Annotated in this window: 17 protein-coding genes; 2 read left to right on the forward strand and 15 right to left on the reverse strand. The window is 42.1% G+C overall.

The features are described 5' to 3' along the window. Nucleotides 1–5 precede the first annotated feature (5 nt). The 5 genes from ACTNEN_RS08730 to ACTNEN_RS08750 form a co-directional block, all read right to left on the reverse strand. A complete protein-coding gene (locus ACTNEN_RS08730) occupies nt 6–470 on the reverse strand; it encodes a tripartite tricarboxylate transporter TctB family protein (RefSeq protein WP_441205896.1) in 465 nt (154 codons plus the stop codon). A gap of 419 nt (nt 471–889) precedes the next feature. Next, the gene (locus tag ACTNEN_RS08735) at nt 890–2,260 is read right to left on the reverse strand and encodes a homoserine dehydrogenase (RefSeq protein WP_441205897.1); all 1,371 of its coding nucleotides are present in this window, start codon (nt 2,258–2,260) and stop codon (nt 890–892) included. Between the two features lie 30 nt (nt 2,261–2,290). Further along, nucleotides 2,291–3,280, reverse strand: a complete 990-nt coding sequence (locus ACTNEN_RS08740; RefSeq protein WP_441205899.1) for a zinc-dependent alcohol dehydrogenase — start codon at nt 3,278–3,280, stop codon at nt 2,291–2,293. Nucleotides 3,281–3,354: 74 nt separating this feature from the next. Further along, complete coding sequence (locus tag ACTNEN_RS08745; protein ID WP_441205900.1) at nt 3,355–4,680, reverse strand: GntP family permease; 1,326 nt, start codon at nt 4,678–4,680, stop codon at nt 3,355–3,357. A gap of 257 nt (nt 4,681–4,937) precedes the next feature. Further along, a complete protein-coding gene (locus ACTNEN_RS08750; RefSeq protein ID WP_441205902.1) occupies nt 4,938–6,878 on the reverse strand; it encodes a sigma 54-interacting transcriptional regulator in 1,941 nt (646 codons plus the stop codon). Nucleotides 6,879–7,019: 141 nt separating this feature from the next. Between ACTNEN_RS08750 and otnK the strand changes: the two genes are divergently transcribed. Then, nucleotides 7,020–8,267, forward strand: a complete 1,248-nt coding sequence (gene otnK / locus ACTNEN_RS08755) for a 3-oxo-tetronate kinase (RefSeq protein ID WP_441205903.1) — start codon at nt 7,020–7,022, stop codon at nt 8,265–8,267. 45 nt (nt 8,268–8,312) lie between these two features. Then, complete coding sequence (locus tag ACTNEN_RS08760) at nt 8,313–8,906, forward strand: class II aldolase/adducin family protein (protein WP_441205905.1); 594 nt, start codon at nt 8,313–8,315, stop codon at nt 8,904–8,906. 117 nt (nt 8,907–9,023) lie between these two features. Here ACTNEN_RS08760 and fsa read toward each other — a convergent pair whose 3' ends face one another. The 10 genes from fsa to ACTNEN_RS08810 all read right to left on the reverse strand — a co-directional run bounded on the left by fsa (nt 9,024) and on the right by ACTNEN_RS08810 (nt 20,308). Then, nucleotides 9,024–9,680 (reverse strand): fructose-6-phosphate aldolase, encoded by a 657-nt coding sequence (gene fsa, locus ACTNEN_RS08765; protein WP_441205907.1) that lies wholly within the window; start codon nt 9,678–9,680, stop codon nt 9,024–9,026. A 74-nt stretch (nt 9,681–9,754) separates the two neighbouring features. Next, nucleotides 9,755–10,249, reverse strand: coding sequence for a TRAP transporter small permease (locus ACTNEN_RS08770; RefSeq protein WP_441205909.1), 495 nt, complete (start codon nt 10,247–10,249; stop codon nt 9,755–9,757). Between the two features lie 29 nt (nt 10,250–10,278). Beyond that, entirely contained in the window at nt 10,279–10,959 is a 681-nt protein-coding gene (locus ACTNEN_RS08775; RefSeq protein WP_441205910.1) for a cyclase family protein, read from the reverse strand. Between the two features lie 105 nt (nt 10,960–11,064). Further along, on the reverse strand, nt 11,065–12,207 hold the full coding sequence (locus tag ACTNEN_RS08780) for a DctP family TRAP transporter solute-binding subunit (protein WP_441205911.1): 1,143 nt from the start codon (nt 12,205–12,207) through the stop codon (nt 11,065–11,067). A 61-nt stretch (nt 12,208–12,268) separates the two neighbouring features. Next, complete coding sequence (locus ACTNEN_RS08785; protein ID WP_441205913.1) at nt 12,269–13,552, reverse strand: TRAP transporter large permease; 1,284 nt, start codon at nt 13,550–13,552, stop codon at nt 12,269–12,271. Nucleotides 13,553–13,580: 28 nt separating this feature from the next. Continuing rightward, nucleotides 13,581–14,591: a 4-hydroxythreonine-4-phosphate dehydrogenase PdxA gene (locus ACTNEN_RS08790; RefSeq protein WP_441205914.1), complete on the reverse strand. Its 1,011-nt coding sequence runs from the start codon at nt 14,589–14,591 to the stop codon at nt 13,581–13,583. 434 nt (nt 14,592–15,025) lie between these two features. Further along, entirely contained in the window at nt 15,026–16,351 is a 1,326-nt protein-coding gene (gene rpoN / locus ACTNEN_RS08795; RefSeq protein ID WP_441205915.1) for an RNA polymerase factor sigma-54, read from the reverse strand. Continuing rightward, nucleotides 16,348–18,216, reverse strand: coding sequence for a sigma 54-interacting transcriptional regulator (locus ACTNEN_RS08800; protein ID WP_441205917.1), 1,869 nt, complete (start codon nt 18,214–18,216; stop codon nt 16,348–16,350). The genes rpoN and ACTNEN_RS08800 overlap by 4 nt, the downstream gene beginning before the upstream one ends. A gap of 176 nt (nt 18,217–18,392) precedes the next feature. Next, nucleotides 18,393–19,358 carry a D-2-hydroxyacid dehydrogenase gene (locus ACTNEN_RS08805; RefSeq protein ID WP_441205918.1) on the reverse strand — a complete coding sequence of 322 codons (966 nt, stop codon included), beginning with the start codon at nt 19,356–19,358 and terminating at the stop codon, nt 18,393–18,395. Between the two features lie 41 nt (nt 19,359–19,399). Then, on the reverse strand, nt 19,400–20,308 hold the full coding sequence (locus ACTNEN_RS08810) for a sugar phosphate isomerase/epimerase family protein (RefSeq protein ID WP_441205919.1): 909 nt from the start codon (nt 20,306–20,308) through the stop codon (nt 19,400–19,402). Nucleotides 20,309–20,358: the final 50 nt, after the last annotated feature.

The raw sequence follows: 20,358 nt of genomic DNA on the forward strand, positions 1-20,358 counted from the left end.
TCCTTTCAGCCTATGATATTTTCCAGCAGTCCCCATGGGAATTGCACCTGCAGCCACATGACAAAAACGCCAATTACAATTGCTCCAACAATTGCCATAATAATGATGCAAGTCTTCAGCGGCGTCTTTTCCATGATCTTAAGCCATCCAAAAAGATAAATAAAAATCATCGGAATCATACCAATAATCATGGAGCCTATGATAAGCATTGCCGCGCCAATAATCACTTCAAGTTCACAAAGATGATATTCTACCTTCTCTGTCTCATGGATTACCTGCATAAAAGCGAGCACACTGGAAACCATCAGTACAATGCCAAAAATCGCAGGAAAAAATCCGGGCTTCGGTTCATGATCCCAGAAACCATACTGTTTAAATCCAAGAACTGAAAATACTATTCCAATCAGAAACATACATATCGGTATAAAAATCCGTGTTGTTATTTTTACAGACTGCTTTTGCTGATTCATAAATTTCTGTCCTGCCTCCTTGTTAAATCATTAAAATACGATCTGTTCTTGCGCTATATTTATATATCAAGCAAGTTCTGTGCCATGATTATATATTTTGTTTAAATAGCATCGTATTATTTGTTATTTTTTAGCAGTTCTATTATTTATATAATCAGTCAATCATCAGTTCAATATATTTATTCCTATTTTTAGTTTAAAATATCCGCATATAAAAGTCATTTTGCACTATTCCAATCATTCACTCATCTTTATGAAACAATTTTGTTTCATATTATGTTGCAGTTCATGTTTCGGCTATAGTGAAAACAGCGGCCACCAGGAACCCATCCCTGATGACCGCTGTTTTTACTATGATTATTATTTGTATGTAAATCCTATTAATTTTCACGATGCAGCAGTACGTCTGCGAAATATCTTTACTTCATTACAAATCCCTCTTTAAAGATCTGATAAACCGGGCTACTCGTCAAATCTACATCTTCTTGAGTAATTGGATTACCTTTGGTAACATCCTTTTTCAAAATTGCTCCATTCAGTAGATAGAAAGGTGCTGCATTTCCGGCCGATGCAGATTCAAGAAGTTTTGGCGTTAATCCATCAATCTCGTGATGGTGTCCATGGACAATGAGTTCTGTACCGGCACACAAATTCACATTAGCCACCCCGGCAAGAATACTGACTTGGCGACACTCTGGATGTGTTCCTATTCCCATCAAATCACCAAGTAAAATTGTACCAGGTGTTTCTAATCCCATAAAATGGTACGGATAATAAATGCAGCAATACTTCCCATTGCTACTCATTACATGTCCCTTACCTGCTAAAATTTTCCACATTTTCTCATCCTTAGCACGTATGATGATAAACTCTCCTCCGCAAAAACTTGCTTCATCAATATCTCTTAAATTGTAAAATACATCAACAACGCCTGTATGTTCCAAGATACCTCCATCCTCTTTAGGTATAAAGATATTGGCAAGTTCGCTCGGTTTGCAAATAGGATAATGCATAAATGGCGTGGCAGGTGTAAATCCACTGATATTAGAAACAAGATTCATCTCACATAAATCTGCCGAAATGACCTCTCTGTATTTTTCCAGCAACTTATCCCTGCCCTTTAATGTCTCAACTCCCTGATAGTGCCAATACTGTTGCATATCTGGCAGCAATTCAGGTTCATGATTTCCGTCGTTATATAGAAATTCTCCGGTATCACGATTCCAAATAAAGTCATATTCAGAAGATTTTCCAGCACAAATAATATCCAAGCCGAGCAGTCTTGCCCATGAAATCAAATCCAGTAGATTACGTGGCTGATCTCCATTAACAAGGCAATATACAACACCATGTTTCTCGGCGAGCTGATTAAGATACGGTCCACATACACTGTCCGTTTCCTTAGAAACCATGTATACATTTATATGTTTTTTTATAGCAGTAATTGCGGCATCCGTACTTACGCTGGTATTGCCTGTGCTTTCCACCATAGCTGTAATTCCAGTTTCCATCACCAGATGATAATCGGAAGTGATAATAATTGCATCTTCAGGTGCTCGTTTGATATCATCTTCCGTTTCACATAGCACCATTTTACTTTCGTCATAACCTATTTCCTTTAATACTCTAAAGCAATCATCCGTATGTCTTGAGCAGATTGCTCTAAGCTGCATATGAGCCACTGTTGGAATCTGTGCAAGCAATGTGTAACCATAACCTTTAGTTGCTCCAATAATACCTACCTTTGAAATACGCCCGCTTTTGTCATTCAGTAACTTTGTGTAATCCATATTCTATTCTCTCCATTCTGCATGATCTCACTAAGGTCTAAAAAGTATCTTGATTGCAGAGTCATCTTTATCTGCAAAGTCAAAGCCCTTCTTTAAGTCTGCCAGTGGAAATTCATTGGTAATAAGTGGCTTTATCTTCACTGTTCCCTGAATAATCGGTCTCATACATTCTGGAAACCAATCATACCTTTTTCTCCATGTATGATGTACAAGACATGCATTGATAAACTGTAGTCCATCATCATGCCATCTGCTAATATTCAAGGTGACTGGTGTTGTCACCCAACTATAGAAGACAAACTTTCCATTATGCTTAATCATTGCACTGCACTGATTAAAAGATTCTGCGGTACCTGCGCACTCCACCACAACATCGCATCCACAACCTCCTGTCAGCTCCATGACTTTGGCAACAGGATCCTCTTCTTTAGAATTAATGACAATATCAGCGCCTAATGATTTCGCGAGATCCAGTTTTCCCTCAAGCACATCTACTACTATCACAGTATGCGCCCCTTTGAGTTTAGAGCACTGTGAAACAATTTGTCCGGCATACCCGGCTCCCATAACAACAACTGTGTCTCCAAGCTGAACTCCTGTATTTAAACCACAGAACATCGCGCATGCTGTTGGTTCTCCTAGAGCCTGCACATCCGGGTCTAACCCAGGTAAAGAAGGTTGAAGCATAAATGCTGGTGCTTTAAAATAGTCTGCATAATTATTGTTCCAACCAAATGATACTACTTCATCTCCAACCTTATACTCAGAAACTCTGTCACCAACTGCAACGACTGTCCCACCGCTCTCATGGCCAAGCAAGAATGGAAATTTTGGATCTTGACGAAATTCCGACGTCTGTGGTGGCATAAATCCACGATAGAAATTTTTATCCGATCCGCAAATACCAATTGCATGATTTTTTACTATAATGTCATTTTCTCCACAATCCAATTCTCTTTCAATGAGTTCGATATCATACGGTCCATTTAATCTTGCTGCTCTCGTAATAAACTTCTTCATATATAATATTATTTCTCCTATTATCAGCTTTTATCATTCAGCCACACTATAGAAATATGCATTGCATCAATGAATTAGATAATATGCATTGCTGCGAGAATGCATGTTAGTACTGCGCCGGTAAAGCCAGCTACTGTAGATGCCCCACCAACAGCCTTGATTCCCTGACTTACATTCATATTTGACATTGAGACCGTCACCCAGAATCCTGAGGAATTGGCGTGTTTAAACATTAATGCACCTGTACCACATGCAAGAAATGCAGCGACTGGTGAAATTCCCAATTGTGCCAACATAGGTTGAACCAGCGCAGCAGATGTCATTACTCCCAGCGCATTTGAACCCGTAACCACATGAATAATTGCTGCCATTATGATTGGAATAAGAATCGGTGGAAATCCTGATTGCAAAATAAGTTCTGCAATTTTATCAGCAACACCCGCATTTTTTACAAAAGTTGCAAGTGCTCCACCCATGCCGGTCACAATGATCGGCATTGCCGCTGCCTTCATGCCATCATCCACCCATTTATCCAACACTTCCGGTGTTTTCCATTTGTCTCCAGTTAAAAATAGCGAAGCAAAGCATCCTGCCAAAAGAGCAGCTAATGGGCTTCCTATAAATGCCATAAAATGAGCAATTCCGGTATCAGGCAATACGACTGCCGTTGCTGTATTACATAGAATTAACACTAGCGGTAACAGAATCGGTAATAATGAGATTCCTAAACCGGGTAGACTCTTTCCCTCCGCTTCCTGTGCCGCCACAAGATGTTCTTTCAACGGTGCTACCGGTTCCTTAAGAGTCATGCAGTATAATGTTGCGGCAATAACACTTGGAACGGCAACTATTAACCCCCATAAAATCGCTTGACCAAGTGGCACCTGAAGCAAAGCTGCTGCGGATACCGGTCCAGGTGTCGGTGGAACCAACGAAGCTGTAACCAAGGCTCCTAGATACAGTGTCGTACCAAAACTCATCATTGAATTCCCTGTTTTTAATGCCAGAGAAGATACAATCGGAATCAGTAATATGACACAAGTATCAGCCCATATTGGGATACCGAGAATAAATGATGAAAATGCGATCGCCCATATTATATTCTTTTCTCCAACAAGTCCGATAATCCATTTTGTAATGGTTATCGCAGCACCTGTCCTTTCGAGGACTGTTCCCATAGTACATCCAAGGAAAATCACTATTGCAACTGATTTTATGGTGCCGGAAAAGCCTTTATTGATGGTATCTTCAATTTCTTCCCACGGAGTTCCTAATGCAATCGCAAGTCCAATGGCCGCAAGCAATATTCCAATTCCAGCATTTAAATGGAATTTAGAAATAAGAATGATCATAAGCACTATCGCAAATGCAAAAACAATGAGTACATACGCTGTTGACATAACACCAACCCCCTTTGAATTATTTTGACAATATATTCAGCAAGAGTAGTGCCAAGTCTCATTAATATATTTTTTCAGTCATTTCTCTCCCCTCAAGCTAACTTTTATTCCCTCTTAATAGCCTAAATGTCAATTTTCACATGTAAAAACAAAAATAGAGAGATTCTGCCAAATGTTGTATGATGCGTTGAATTGTTGCAGTATGCATCAAATTATTGCAACATATGTCTCCATTTTTTATTGTTCGTTCTCAATATTCACAACAATCCGTATTTTTTCATTTTTCTCCAGATTGTTGAACGATTCAAATTTAATCGTTCAGCTGCTTTAGAGCGATTCCATCCGCATTCTGTTAAAATCTCCAAAAATTTCTTTTTTTCATCCTCTTCATCAGTATGATCATGTATACTGTCCACTGCGCCTTTATCTTCTCCCTCCAGCAAATAAAAATCCGAGTCATTCAACTCTTCCGGGTAAAGAGCTTCATATAATGCCTGTCGAGAAATACTTGTCCCTGAGCTCATCGCGTACAACCTCTCAACAATATTACTCAGCTCTCGTATATTCCCCACAAATGGATATTCCTTGAGCAAAGGCAACGCTTCTTCTTCTAAACGTATGCTTGGGTGCTGATGTTCTTTACAGATACTTTGCATAAGATAATCAAAAATCACTTTAACATCATTGTCCCGTTCTCTAAGCGGGGGCACAAACAATCTAAGCACATCCAGTCGATACATTAAATCTCTTCTAAATTTTCCGGCATCACATAGTTTTCTCAGATTTTTATTAGTCGCTGCAATTATTCTTACATCAACATTTATAACCTTATCGTCCCCGATCCTACGTACCTGATGCTCCTGCAAAACTCTCAAAAGCTTGGTCTGTGTAGCCATAGGAATCTCCCCTATTTCATCAAGAAAAAGTGTTCCATGATGCGCCTGTTCAAAAAGCCCCATCTTACCACCCTTACTAGCACCGGTAAAAGCACCTTCAGAGTAGCCAAACAATTCGCTTTCCAGTAAGTTATCAGGCACTGCCGCACAATTTATTACTACAAATGGCCCATTTTTTCTCTGGCTTTCAAGATGAATACTTTGGGCAAACAGCTCCTTGCCTGTTCCGGTTTCACCAACAATAATGACATTGGCATCTGATGCTGCAAATCGCTGAGCTTTATGTATTACTTCATCCATAATCGGGCTTTCATGAATAATATCTTTGAATTGATATTTAGCACATAATCCCCGTTCACCAAGCTTTTTACGAATTTGTCCTTCTAGTTCCTGAATACGCGTAATATCTGAAATATTTAGCAGCACCCCGCTGATTTCATGCTTAACAATAACCGGTTGAGCTATTACAGAAACCTTTATTTTAGTATGTGGAATCTGCAAAACCTGTACATTTAATGGTTCCATCCGCTCTATGGATTTTTGATAAATGTCATAAAGCCACGGCACCTGTTCTTTCAACAGCTTATGCATTAAGCTGACATTTCCGTTCATTTTGCGTATTACATGATTCCTTACTCTGATGATTCCATCTGCATCAACAAACAAAATTCCATCATTGGATGAATACACAATTGCCTTATACATCTCAGCTCGAGTCTGCTCCGCACGGATCTGACGGATTGTCTGTACTGCTTCCTCAAGAGCTTGAAGAACTGCGTCTTCTCCAGTCTGAATTACAACAGATCTGATGCCGGCATGCTCAGCTGCAATTGATGCAGAATAACCTCCAATCACTGCATCACAATATTCCTTCCTCGCCCTAGAAATAATTTCTGGTAATTCTTCGTGTCGTATGGAATCAAATACTACGATCCTTGCATTAAATAAATTTTCAAAGTTCTTAATTCCATATAATTTACGATCCGTAACAATCAGCGCAATATTTGATGCATGATAGCGTTCCACACAGATTTTCACCGATTGCAGAATATCAAAGCTTGAAATATTAAGTCGGATTGTCGGGATATTCTTATATCGTTCTGTAGTAAGAAGTGCCGAATATCCTCTCGCAATGATGGCATCATACTGCTCCAAATTTTTAAGCTGCTGTTTCTCAACCTCCTCAACTCTCTTGACATCAATATCAACCGATATTTTCTCATTGTCACGGAAATGTTTTAAAACGGTTGCAATAATGTCTTTGAGTTCTGGATAGGGAACAATAAATAAAATTCTCATCATGGCTTGACTCCTTAATCTGTCTCAGTTGTTTTTTGATATATAAGCATGCTGCATTCATGCCTTACTTTAACGATCATCCAGCATACCTTTGGCATGTAGTTTGCTTCTACCTATTATAGCTAATGTTTTAAAGGAGGGTTTATGGCTGTTTTAGGATGTATTGCTGATGATTTTACTGGTGCTAGTGACGCCGCTTCATTCCTGGTTAAAGGCGGGCTTAGCGTCAGGCTATTTAATGGTATTCCGACTGATTCTGTGATTTCCGACTCAAATGAGACTCATGCAATTGTAATTGCTTTAAAATCGCGAACAGCAGAAACTAATATTGCTATATCTGAAAGCCTGAAAGCAGCAAAATATTTACTGTCTCAAGGTGTCCAGCAAATTTATTTTAAATACTGTTCAACCTTTGATTCTACTCCCAAAGGCAATATTGGTCCGGTGGCTGATGCTCTGATGGATCTGACGCATTCTTCATATTCCATTCTGTGTCCCGCACTTCCTGTCAATGGACGGACCGTAGAAAATGGACAGCTTATGGTAAATGGTGTGCCTTTGGATCAAAGCCCGATGAAAAATCACCCGCTTACTCCAATGTGGGATTCAAGCATTGAACGATTAATGAAACCACAAAGCAAATATGTCTCCTATCCAATAAACTTATCTTTAAATCAAACTGCAATTTCTACAGCATCTGCAGCTCCATACTATTTAATTCCTGAATGTAAGACTGAAGAAGACTGTGCACAAATTGCAAAGACATTTTTCCATTTAAAACTACTGACAGGAGGCAGTGGAATATTACAGCCACTTGCCAAGCTTTGGACAAATAAAGTACCTGCAGATAATCAAATTCCGCAAAGCAGCACACCAGGACGTGCTGTTCTGCTTGCTGGAAGCTGTTCTAAAGCAACTCTTGACCAGATTGCATTTTACCAATCTCAAGGTTTACCAACCATCAAAATTGATCCCGTCCTACTATTGGACAGAAAACAAACGGTAGATACAATCTGGTCCTATATCTCAGCACATACTACTGATAATACTTTTGTACTGGCTTACAGTTCAGACACTCCAGAAAAAGTCAAAGAATATCAACTGCATGGTGCTGAAAAAATAGCAGCTTTACTTGAATATACAACAGCGGAGCTTGCAAAACGTGCTGTTGAAGCTGGATATACTAGGATTATATCAGCAGGTGGAGAAACCTCTGGAGCAGTGACAAAAGCTCTGAAATTCTCATCTTACTATATCGGTCAAAGTGTCGCTCCGGGAGTACCTATAATGGTTCCAGTAGAACGTCCTGACATTCGTCTTATTTTAAAGAGCGGCAACTTTGGACAAACTGACTTTTTTGTCAGAGCTGTCAAGATGACTCAAAACATATAACCTTTCAACTTTATAAATACATCAATTGGAAAAGGAGTCTTTTTTATGGATAATACATTACAATTAAAGGCCGAAAATGCAGTTTGGGTTTCGCATAGTCTCTTTGCACGTAACAAAACATCCGGTTCTTCGGCTAATATCAGCTTCCGCCACAACAATACAATCTATATCAGTGCCAGCGGAACTTGTCTAGGAACAATTTCAGCAGATGATTTTGTACCTCTTTCCCTGGATGGACAAGCTCTGTCCGATCAGAAGCCAAGTAAAGAATGGCCTTTGCATATTGCCCTCTATCAAAAATCAGAAAGCATTGGTGCTGTAATTCATACACACAGTACTTACTCCGTATTATGGAGCTTTATTCCTGCTGCTGACGAAACAGATGTGATTCCTGATCATACACCTTATCTGCGGATGAAACTCGGCTCAGTTGGTTTTGTACCTTATGCTGCGCCAGGCTCCGAAGCTCTGTTTCAAGCCTTCCGAAGTCGGATTCATGATAGTGATGGATTTATTTTAAAAAAGCACGGTCCGGTTGTCCCAGGAAAAGATATATTAGATGCATTTTATTGTCTGGAGGAATTAGAAGAGAGCGCTCATATTGCCTGGGAGCTCAACAGAGCCGGCATTGCTATTTAAGTCTATATTTTTAAAAGCGCGTTGCCAGATGCACTCTGCTTAAAAACAGACAGAACATTCCTGAAAATGTTACTTTCTCAGAAATGTTCTGTCTGTTTCATTAATCTGCCTTATTTATTATTTCCCAAAAACAGCTTCATAGTCCTTAACAAACTTTGCAATGCCGATATCCGTCAGCGGATGCTGAGTCATCTGCATCAGTACTTTAAATGGAACAGTCGCAATGTCTGCACCTGTCTTGGCACACTCTATAATATGCATTGGATGACGAACGGATGCGCAAATCACCTGTGTATCAATATCCGGATACATCTGGAAAATATCTTCAATATCCTGAATCAGGCTAATACCATCGGTTGAAATATCATCAAGTCTTCCAAGGAAAGGAGATACATATGTAGCGCCCGCTCTCGCAGCAAGCAGTGCCTGATTTGCGCTGAATACAAGCGTTACATTTGTGTGGATTCCTTCGCTTGCAAGAACCTTCACTGCTTTTAACCCTTCCTTGGTCATCGGAATCTTAACAACCATGTTTTTATGAAGTTTTGCGATCTCTCGTCCTTCTGCAATCATTCCCTCTGCAGTTGTGGTACTTGCTTTTACTTCTCCGGAAATAGGTCCATCTACAATCTCTGTGATTTCCTTGAGAGTCTCCATATAATCTCGCCCCTCTTTGGCAATCAGCGATGGATTGGTGGTAACACCGGCAATAATGCCCATATCATTTGCTTCTCTGATCTCATCAACATTTGCAGTATCAATAAAGAATTTCATCAATTTATCCTCCACACTATTAACTGACGGAAATTATTCATTACTCTTTACTTTGATTCACAGATTAAATCTGTTTACTCAAGAATACCCGGTGCTTCATGGAAATGCTTTCCTGCATCTGCTATCTTGATTACTGCAAATATGGCAGTCAAAACCGATCCGATCAGCATCCCTAAGTTTAAGATCCATAATGGATACTTGATTACCGTGGTAACCTCCCAAGTGGTCATCTGTGTCTGAATAATCGTTACCAATTCTCTAATCAGCTCTATACTCACAGCACCGGTAATTAAATATTGAATGATTTTTATAATATGATATTTAGGTCCATCGCTCCGAATCTTATTGGAATCTTCAAGCAACGTCAGCGCAATGGTTTCTTCATCATAAAAAACCACTGAAGATACAACAAAAATCATCCAAATATCTAACAGCTTTAGCATTTCGTCGGACCATGCAACTGAAATTTTAAGAACATCTCTTGAGAATACTGCATATGTCACAATCAGAATCATTGCTGTGCCAACCAATCCAAAAATGGTTGCCAGAATTTTTTTAATCATTTTCATGATATCATGCTTCCTTTCGCAATCTCTGACTATTCATCAACAACTGCAACCAACCGAATCTGCGTGCCATTAGCATGTTGCGTATTTAAAGGCAGACAAATCAGTGTACAGGTCGGATGTTTGATATTCCAAAGATTAGTAATGTACTCAAACTGCAGAATCTGTCCCTCTACCAATACATGCTGATGCACTGGTTGTGTAATAATCTGCCCCGGTTTTCTGTTACGGATAAGCCGTATCTCATAGTCCTGAGCAAAATCATAACCCACAGCACGAGGAGCATAATCTCGGATCCAGATTGCGCCGTCTTCCGTAACATAGCAGGAATTATCCCAAAATTCTGTTGTCTTCCAGCTTACCTTTTTGGGCCGGTCACTACGAATCAAAATCGAATCAAAGTGCTGATCTTTAAAGGGTTCATTGGCTTTTTCCAGCATCTCTGCCGTAATTCCTTCATTGTCGCCTACATAGCTTAGATCCAGCACCAAGCAATTAGTAATCGCATAGTAGTCAAGAGGATAATCATTAGAATCCTTGCCATGATCCTGAAAGTGAACTGGAAAATCCATATGAGTAAACCAATGAGATCTCAAGTTATACGCTGTTGATTGCCACTGGTCTCCTTTTTCAAAGGATTCTACCTCCTCAAACTTTATGCCATATCTCCAATGCTCTTCAATCGGATTGGTTAAATCAATAATTCGTCTCATACTATCCTCACATTAATATAATCCCAGGATTCTGTTGGTCCTATGATATATTTTTATGCAACAGAATCCCAGTCATATTCATTTACAAAGTGTTACTGCCTATCATTATTGTTCAATCATATCCAGAATTTCAGTACCGTTAGCATCTGTGTATATATGCCATGTTGTCTTGGCAATCTCCTTAAACGCATCTTTATCTGGATTTTCCTGAACCTTACATCCATTATCTTTTAATGTCTGAAGTGCGGTAGCCTGATTTTTGTCTGTAATTTCAATCTGTTTTTCTCTTGCCCAGTCCGCAGCTTCCTTAATAAGCTGCTGCTGTGATTCTGACATACTGTCATAAGTTGTTTTGCTCATTGCCATGAGGAATGGAGTATAGACAGCATCAGTAAGAGTTACATATGGCTGAACCTCATAGAATTTCCGAGCTACAATTTCATGCAGAGGATTATCCTGCGCCTGCACTGTTCCCTGCTGTAATGCAGTATAAAGTTCTGATGCATCAATCTGGGATGTAATAGCTCCCATTGCTTCCCACGTCGCCTTCTGCACATCATTCGGCAGTGTACGCATCTTAATACCCTTTAAATCTTCTGGCTTAGATACCTCTCTTACATTATTGGTAAGTTCACGGAAACCATTCTCCCAGAAGGAAAGTCCTACAAGTCCTTTTGATTCAAGCTTTTCAAAGATTGCTTGGCATGATTTACTGTCACTTGCCGTCGCAGCTCGTGCAGTTGCAAGATCAGAGAAAAGGAATGGAAGCTGATAAACATCTACATCTGGAACCAGTCCTGAGAAGTATGCTGTTCCTGACACACCAATGTTGATCGTTCCCTGCTGCAGTCCCTGTACCATGGATGTTGCATTTCCAAGTGCTGTATCATAGAAATCTGTTGCTTTTATCGTTCCATTGGAGTTTTCATTAATATACTTCGTCATTAAACCAAGTGCTTCTCCTGTCGCTGTGTTCTGCGGAATAGATCCAGCAAAAAGCGACAGTTCTACTTCATCTCCCTCTACATTCAGCGATGTCTTAGGGATAGATTCATCTACACCTGAAGCCGACTGACTTTCTGCACTTTTACTTTCATCACCTGCAGCCTGCGTTTCAGCAGATGTTCCTGATTCTGCTGCCGCTGTAGTTGCCGAAGCAGATGGAGCAGATCCAATGGATCCGCATCCTGTCAACGCAGTCATTGCTCCTGCCATCACAACTGCCAACACTTTCATTGATTTTTTCATATAATTTCTCCTTTATTTATGTGCTTCCTGCACGTATAGTTTAAATAAATTATGAATACAATTACGAATGAAGAACTGATGGTAACCATGTCGAGAATCCAGGACATAACATAAGTACAACAAGTCCTGCAACACAAGTCAGCAGCAATCCCCAAATATGCGGAATAATACGGTGAACCGGTGTATCTCCAACATTACTTGCAACAAACAAGTTGATCCCAACAGGTGGTGTTACAAGGCCTACACAAAGAGCAACAACCATGATGACGCCGAAATATACTAAATTGATTCCATAAGCCTGCGCTGCAGGTACAAAAATCGGAGCAAAAATCAGCATATTTGGAACGGCATCAATGAAGCATCCAGCTACTAAAAGAATCAGAATCACTGAAATCATAAACACCAAAGGACTGTGGACATTACTTACAAAGAAATTTGCAACCTTCTGTGGTATCTGTGCTCTTGTCAATACCCATCCGAAGATCTGCGTTGCTGCTACAATCAGCATGATACCCGCTGCACTCTTGCATCCCTTATATACGATGTGCGGAACTTCTTTCAGTTTGAATCCTTTATAAACAAATGCTCCAATAATCAGACAATAGAAGCAGCACACGGCAGATGCTTCTGTCGGAGTGAAGATGCCCGAGTAGATTCCGCCAAGAATCAGAAGTGGAGCAAACATTGCCCAAATAGATTTGATGAAACTATCTGCTATTTCCTTGCCACTGGCTTTTTTAGAGGAGCCTTTATAGCCCTTTCGGATGCAGATAATTACTTCCACTGTTATCAAAATGGCTCCCAATACAATACCAGGAATCACTCCTGCCATCAGCATATCTCCAACCGATGCCCCGGAAGCTACCGCATACAACACCATCAGTATGCTTGGAGGAATAATTGGTCCAAATACTCCGCCAACTGCCTGTAAAGCACAGGCAAATCCATCTCCATAGCCTTCTTTTTTCATCTCCGGAATCATAATGCCGCCAACAGCTGCGGTGGTGGCAGCTCCCGCACCGGTCATTGCGGCAAAAATCATACTGGAAAGGGTCGTGACGATTGCCATTCCACCAGGTAAGTGTCCGACAAGTTTTTTAGCAAAGTCGACGATCTTATCTGAAATGCCTCCTTCCTGCATCAATACTCCAGCAATGACAAAAAACGGAACCGCAAGCAATGTAAATGAATCCACTCCTTGAAGCATCTGTTGTGCCACAATGATAATGGGTATTTTAGAAAAGAAAATAATATACAGAAAAGATGCGCAGATAAGATCATAGGCAATTGGAAGCCCAAGAAACAAAAGCACAAAGAAAACAAGTAATACAATACCTATTTCCATGATTTACTCCCTCCTTGTAAAACTTCTTTTACTTTGTCTCATTAGCCACAGCCATCTTGGAGCACATCTTGACTGCTTCCTCAAAGGATGATGTTCTCACAAGACCCTTGCCGGCAATGTCATAGGCGGTTCCATGTCCGCAAGTTACGATCGGGATCTTAAAACCACCAGCAATTGTGATACCGCTGCCAAAATCCTTAAGCTTTAAAGCAATCTGCCCCTGATCATGGAACATGGTTACGACACCATCAAAATCACCAGCAAAAGCCTTGATAAACAATGTGTCACTCGGGTATGGTCCGGAAACGTTGTATCCTTTAGCCTGCATCTTTTCCACAGTTGGACGGATCACGTCAATCTCCTCCGTACCGATGTTTCCATTCTCTCCTCCATGTGGATTTAATGCCGCTACTGCGATTCTTGGATTTTCAAGTCCGGAGTTCCGAAGTGTTGTGTCAATCAGTCGGATCGCCCGGCTGATACTCTCAAAGGTAAGATTTTTACTCACATCCTTGATCGGTATATGGCTTGTAGTTCTTGTTGTCATAAGACCGTCTGTATAGTTAATCTCTCCAAACGGTTCTGTATGTCCAAGCAGATGCGCCAGGTAGTGATGCTCACTCTCAAATGGACATCCCGCATCATGAAGTGCTGCTTTGTTAAGCGGTACAAAACAGAATCCCTCGATCTTGCCCTCCTGATAGAGCTGTACTCCCAGATCCAGCATATGCAGCATTGCCTTGCCGCTGACAATGGTTTTAACTCCAAACGGAACCTCCGCCGGATCTACATCCTTCTGATCCAGAATCGGCAGTCCCTTGCTCCAGTCTGCATCTTCTGCCTTATCAATAACCTGCAGTCTGATCTGATCTCTCACCTTGCACACATCCATTGCCCGCTCAAGTACTCTTACATCTCCAATCAGGATAGGTCTGCAGTATGTATCAAAGGTTTTTGCAGCTGCCATCTTGGCTACAATTTCCGGTCCACAGCCAGCCGCATCTCCCAGTAAAATTCCAAGTACCGGTCTCTCCGTCATCTTAGTTCCTCCTACATTTTGTCTTTCTTGATATGCGATCTAATTGATCTTGCTGCTTATTTATAAAGCAACGCTTATGCCAGTATATTTATTTCTTCCCTTGAAGCTGGATTATTGGTTATTTAACCTAATTTTTTATGCAATTTTTGTATATAATTTTGATCTAGGATGTGCGCATATCATCCTGCTCCAATGCTTCCTCCCGGAGTTTCCGTTTCACTAAAAAAGCAGTGTCTGAAACACTTTTGTTTCAGACACTGCTTTTGTTTCATTCATCCACACTGTTTTACTTTGTTTCACCCAATTTGTTTCATTGCAGGTTTTGCCTGCACTGAACGTTTCAATTTAATTAATTTGATATTATTTCACTGCATTGGGATTTTTGCATAAATGCACTGCATGATAATTTTGCCTGCTATAAGTTACATTCCTCGTTATTTAGCTTTTCTGTCAAAACTGCTTCTGATTCCAAGCTCCTCCCGGTATTTGGCAACCGCGCGACGAGAAATCCGGATGCCTTCCGCCTTAAGAAGCTCCGCAATCGCCTGATCACTGAGCGGATGGGACCGATCCTCTGCCTGAATCAGTTCCTTCATCCTCTGCTGAATCATTGCTGCAGATACATTCACCTCTCCCTCTGTTCCCTGTACTCTGGATACACTTGTGGAAAACAAATCCTTTAACAGAACAGTCCCTCCCGGATACTGCAGATATTTCCCTCTCAACGCCCTGCTTACAGTAGAAGGGCTGATCTCCAGCTCCTCTGCAAGCCCGCTCATGGTCATAGGAAGCAGCGGACCATGTCCATTAAAAAATTCCGCCTGATTCTTGAGGATCTGACTGACCACTCTCTCAATGGTTTTTCTCCGCTGTGCAATATTGCCGATCAGAAGTCTTGCTCTCTCAAGCTTCTTTTCAAAATACTCCAGAAGCTCCGGATCTTTTGTTGTCTTCATCATAGAAACATAGTAATCACTGATTCCGTAGTCCTCGACCCAGTCGTCGTTTAAACGGATCGTCCAGACGCCATGCTCACTCTCTGCGATAATATCCGGCTCAATATAGCGATTTTCTCCGGTATCAAAACCTTGCAATGGATGTGGGTTAAGCTCTGCAATTTCTTCAATGCATTTCCGCACCTCTGCGGTGGTAACCTTCATGCCTCGCGTAATCACGCTGATTTTTCCATTCAAAAGCTCTGTATAGTAATCCTGCAGGATGCTGTATGCTTTGGAGTCAGCTTTACCGGCAAGCTCCATCTGCTTCATAAGGCAATGCTGACGATCTGGTTGAAAAATGCCGTGCGGTTCCATCTCTGTAAGGATGGCAAGCATCCGTTTCACGTCCTCCACAGATCTTTCAACTCCTCTGGCAATCTCTTCCATCGATATAGTAAGAAATCCCTCATCATCCAGACAGTCAATCATGTACTCGGCGAGTTCCTCATCCTGTCTGCTGATATGCTGCGGCAGCTGTCCCAACAGATATCTGCGTATCTTCCCTTCCTCCGGCATCGGGATGTTGGATAGAAACTTATCCTTATCATCCATGGCATCCTGATAGTTCTTCTGGTAGGTCATCATCTCCCGGGGCCGGGCTCCACTCTCTCCATGATAGTCAAACATCGGATTTTCCAGATATTCATCCTTTAAAAGATTGCGCAGCTCCTGTGTATCCATTGCCAGAATTTCAAGAGACTGGATCTGATACATTGAGAGAGCCAGACTCTGCTCAAGATATAATCCATTGTCCAGATTCATGCTGTTGTGCCTCCTTCTTTTTTCCGGTTTCGTCTCCATAGTGTGGTGCGGCTGATCCCAAGCTCTCGGGCGATTTCTGTCTGGTTCACCTTTTTACTCGTGGTATAGGTCCTCGTCTGAACTGCTTCTTTTTGGGACTTCGGCCGATCCCGGAAAATATTGAGCAGCCTCATCGTATCTGCATCCACAATATCACTGTCGTTTAATACTACAAGACGCTCGCAGATATTACGAAGTTCCCGGACATTTCCTTTCCATCTGTAATTCTTAAGCATTTCCGCGGCATCGTCCGTGAGATGCGGTACCTTGCGTCCCATCTCTGAGGCAATTTTAGCCACAAAGGAACTGAAAAGCTCTTCGATGTCTTCTTTTCTTTCCCGGAGTGGCGGTATACGGATGTCGAGGAGATCAAGACGATAGTAAAGATCCGGACGGAACTTTCCTTCCTCCACCTCTCGCTCAATATCAATATTGGTGGCGGATATGACGCGCACATCCACCGAATGCACATTCGTAGACCCAATCCTGCGCACTTCCTTCTCCTGTAGTACGCGAAGCAGCTTTGCCTGAAGCGCGATCGGCATTTCTCCAATCTCGTCCAAAAAGAGTGTACCCTTATCCGCAAGCTCAAACAGTCCGATTTTCCCCTGACGAGATGCCCCGGAAAACGCCCCCGGTTCGTAGCCAAAGAGCTCGCTCTCCAGAAGATTCTCTGGCAGCGCTGCACAGTTTATCGCAACAAATGGCTTATCTGCCCTCAGACTCGCATTGTGGATACTGTCTGCAAAAAGCTCCTTGCCCGTACCTGTCTCGCCAAGAATCAGAATATTGGAATTTACTTTGCTGTATCGCTCTGCCATCTCAATATTTTCACGGATCGCCTTGCTGCTGCCGAGGATATCCTTAAAGTGATACTTGGCCATCAGCCCTTCCTTCGCCAGCTGCTGACGGATTTTTCCCTCCTCCTGGATAATCTGATTGGTGTTTCTAAGGCGAATGAGAGCTCCGGAAGTGACATCATTTTCCCGGTACGGCTTCACATGCACATAGACATTCTGCCCCTCCAGCTTCATAACCGCTTCTTGCTCATGATGCACATCCGAAACCAGCTTTTTCCACGGCTCGGATGCATGCAAATCACCTGCCGCTCTCCCGCTGATCTGATCAAAGGCTGAAAGCTTGAAGCTCTGGTATATCCAGTTGTTGACATACTGCACCATGCCTCTGTCATCCGTGGCAATCAGTCCATCCTCGGAGTTATTAAATACACTTTGAATAATACTGGAGCGTTCGCGCTCCCGGTTCATGGTAACAGCTGTGCTGATAGCCTCCTTCAGCGCCTCCTCAATGGCATTTTTCTTGATTTTAATGTGAATGCGGGATATTCCGAGTCGATCACATATTCCGCAGACCGTGCCTGCTCCCACCATAATTTCCGCACCATCCTTGAGCGCCTGCCGGACTTTCAACATAGAGTCCTCCTCATCGGTCACGTCATACGGTGTTATAATGGCATTGCACACATTCTCCAGTATCGGAAGATCATGCAGCACTACATTGGTTAGAAACAATGCAATTCTGTGATAGCCTCGTTTCCGGCATGCAAGTAAGGCGTCCAGTATATCAAAACTGTTGAACTTAAGCTCTACTATATGCTTTGTCGGGAAGCTGTCTTTAAGTTTTAAGTATGTCATTCCCCGGGCAATCATGATATCATCATCCCAGTTTCTGCTGAGAAAATCCGGAGTGCCAAAAACATAACAGGTCTCAATCCGGATATCTTCATACACCGGCAAATTCCGGATAACTTCCTCAAAAAGATCCTTAATTTCCAGATGCGGCAGAAAAATCCGTATCTTAACCATTTCATCCTCCATTCTTTCCCGCAGAGCACTTCATAAATTTTAACATTACTGTCATATTTTAGCAACGTAAGAACTGCCTGATAAAACGCCGAACCGGAGAGGACACACATCCTCTCCGGTTATTAAGCTTGTTCTATCATTGCAGGAAAAAGTGTATTTGCTGTCAGAAGCTTCCCTTACTTGTTTACGACATTCTGCGGATGACCCTCAACAAAGGACTTGATATTATCCGCCGTAATGTCCATGATTCTCTGACGCGCTGCCTGTGCTGCCCAGGAAATATGTGGTGTAATCAGGCAGTTCTTTGCCTTAAGCAGCGGGTTGTCTCCCTTGATCGGCTCCGTGGACACTACATCAAGACCGGCAGCATATACCTTGCCGCTGTTAAGAGCATCTGCAAGGTCCTGCTCCACTACGAGCTGCCCACGGCTGTTATTAATGATGATCACACCATCCTTCATCTTGGCAATATTTTCTTTATTGATGAGTCCCTCCGTATCCGGGAACAGCGGGCAGTGAAGGAAGATTACATCTGACTCTGCAAAAAGAGTGTCCCGGTCAACATATTCTGCAAGCTGCTTACCAGCTTCACTCTCATGCTTATCATTTGCAAGCACCCGCATATCCATAGCCTTAAGGATCCTGGCAGTAGACTGTCCGATTCTTCCAAGGCCTATGATTCCTGCGGTTTTACCATACAGCTCGATCATCGGATAATCCCAGAAGCACCAGTCATCATTGTGCTCCCAGCGGCCTGCCTTAACTGCAGCATCATGTGCCGCATAATGAGAGCAGATCTCAAGCAATAGTCCGACAGCATACTGTCCGACAATCTGGGTGCCATAGGTTGGTACATTGAGTACAACAATACCTTTTTCCTTGGCATAGTTATAATCCACAACATTATAGCCTGTTGCAAGTACTGCAATACACTTTAAATTAGGGCAGGCATCAATGGTTGCCTTGCTGATCGGAGTTTTATTAATTACCGCAACCTCGGCGTCTCCGATGCGCTCTGCGATCAGTGGAGATTCCACATAAGAGGTTCGATCATATACGGTAACCTCGCCAAACTGCTTTATCGGATCCCAACTAAGATCGCCCGGATTTTCGGTGTATCCATCAAGTACAATGATTTTCATTTTAATTTCTCCTTTACTGCTTTAAGGTCTGTTACCGCTGCTTAATCCTTAACCATTGCCCATGCGCGATTAAGGCATCTCTTGGTATTGGCAAGCACAATTTCCTCGTCTTCAACCTTGGTAGGCATAACCTCCATGGAAAGAACCATTGGATCCTCTGCATTAAAAAATCCCTCGTCCTTGACAATCTGCAGGAACTCTGTCAGCTCCTTGATATCATTGGCACTGTTAGGATAGCCGAGTCTCTGATGCAGATCTCCATAGCCCTCTGCTTCAGGATCTGCAACTGCATTACCAAAATGCAGGTGTGTAATGTATGGTCTGCAGGTACGGATTACCTGCTTGGAGTCCTCGTGGCAGATTGGGAAATGAGACAAATCCACCAGCAGTCCGAAGTTATGGTGCTTAAGCCGCATATCCGCTGCAAACTGCGCCGCCAACGGAGCAGGTCCGATGAGAGAAGCCTTGTCTACATCATAGTCAAACACCTCGAGCTCTACACTCATGCCCTTTTGAGCTGCATAGTCACAGACATTACCTGTAGTCTTTAACAGCTGCTGATACTGGAAATCCTTGGTTTCCTCTGCCCATTTACCGGCAAGAAAAGCAATTCCCTTAGCCCCGAAGTACTCCGCACGGTCAACAGATTTGATAAGAGCTTCCTCTGCCTTTTTGCGGCCTTCCTCATCTGTATCATTTGGATTAAGCTTTGGTCCGAGCAGTGATGGCTGCGCACCATAGCAGACCTTGAGGTGCGACTGCTCCAGCATAGCCTTGGCTGCCTTAGCCGTATCGGTATTGATATCGCCGAGCTTGTTAATATTCACCTCAATCGCATCAAAAAAATCATCACTGCAGATTTCTCTCAGGGACTGCATTCCGTCCATGCGCGGATAGCTCATCCAGTGAATTGTGCCTACTTTAAAATACTTGTGAATTGACTCCTTCATTTTCTGCTCCTTTACTGTTGTTAAAAATGCATTTTAAGAAATGCGTTTTC

This window comes from Oribacterium sp. HCP28S3_H8, from assembly GCF_052064775.1.
In the GTDB taxonomy this organism is placed as follows: Bacteria; Bacillota; Clostridia; order Lachnospirales; family Lachnospiraceae; genus Oribacterium.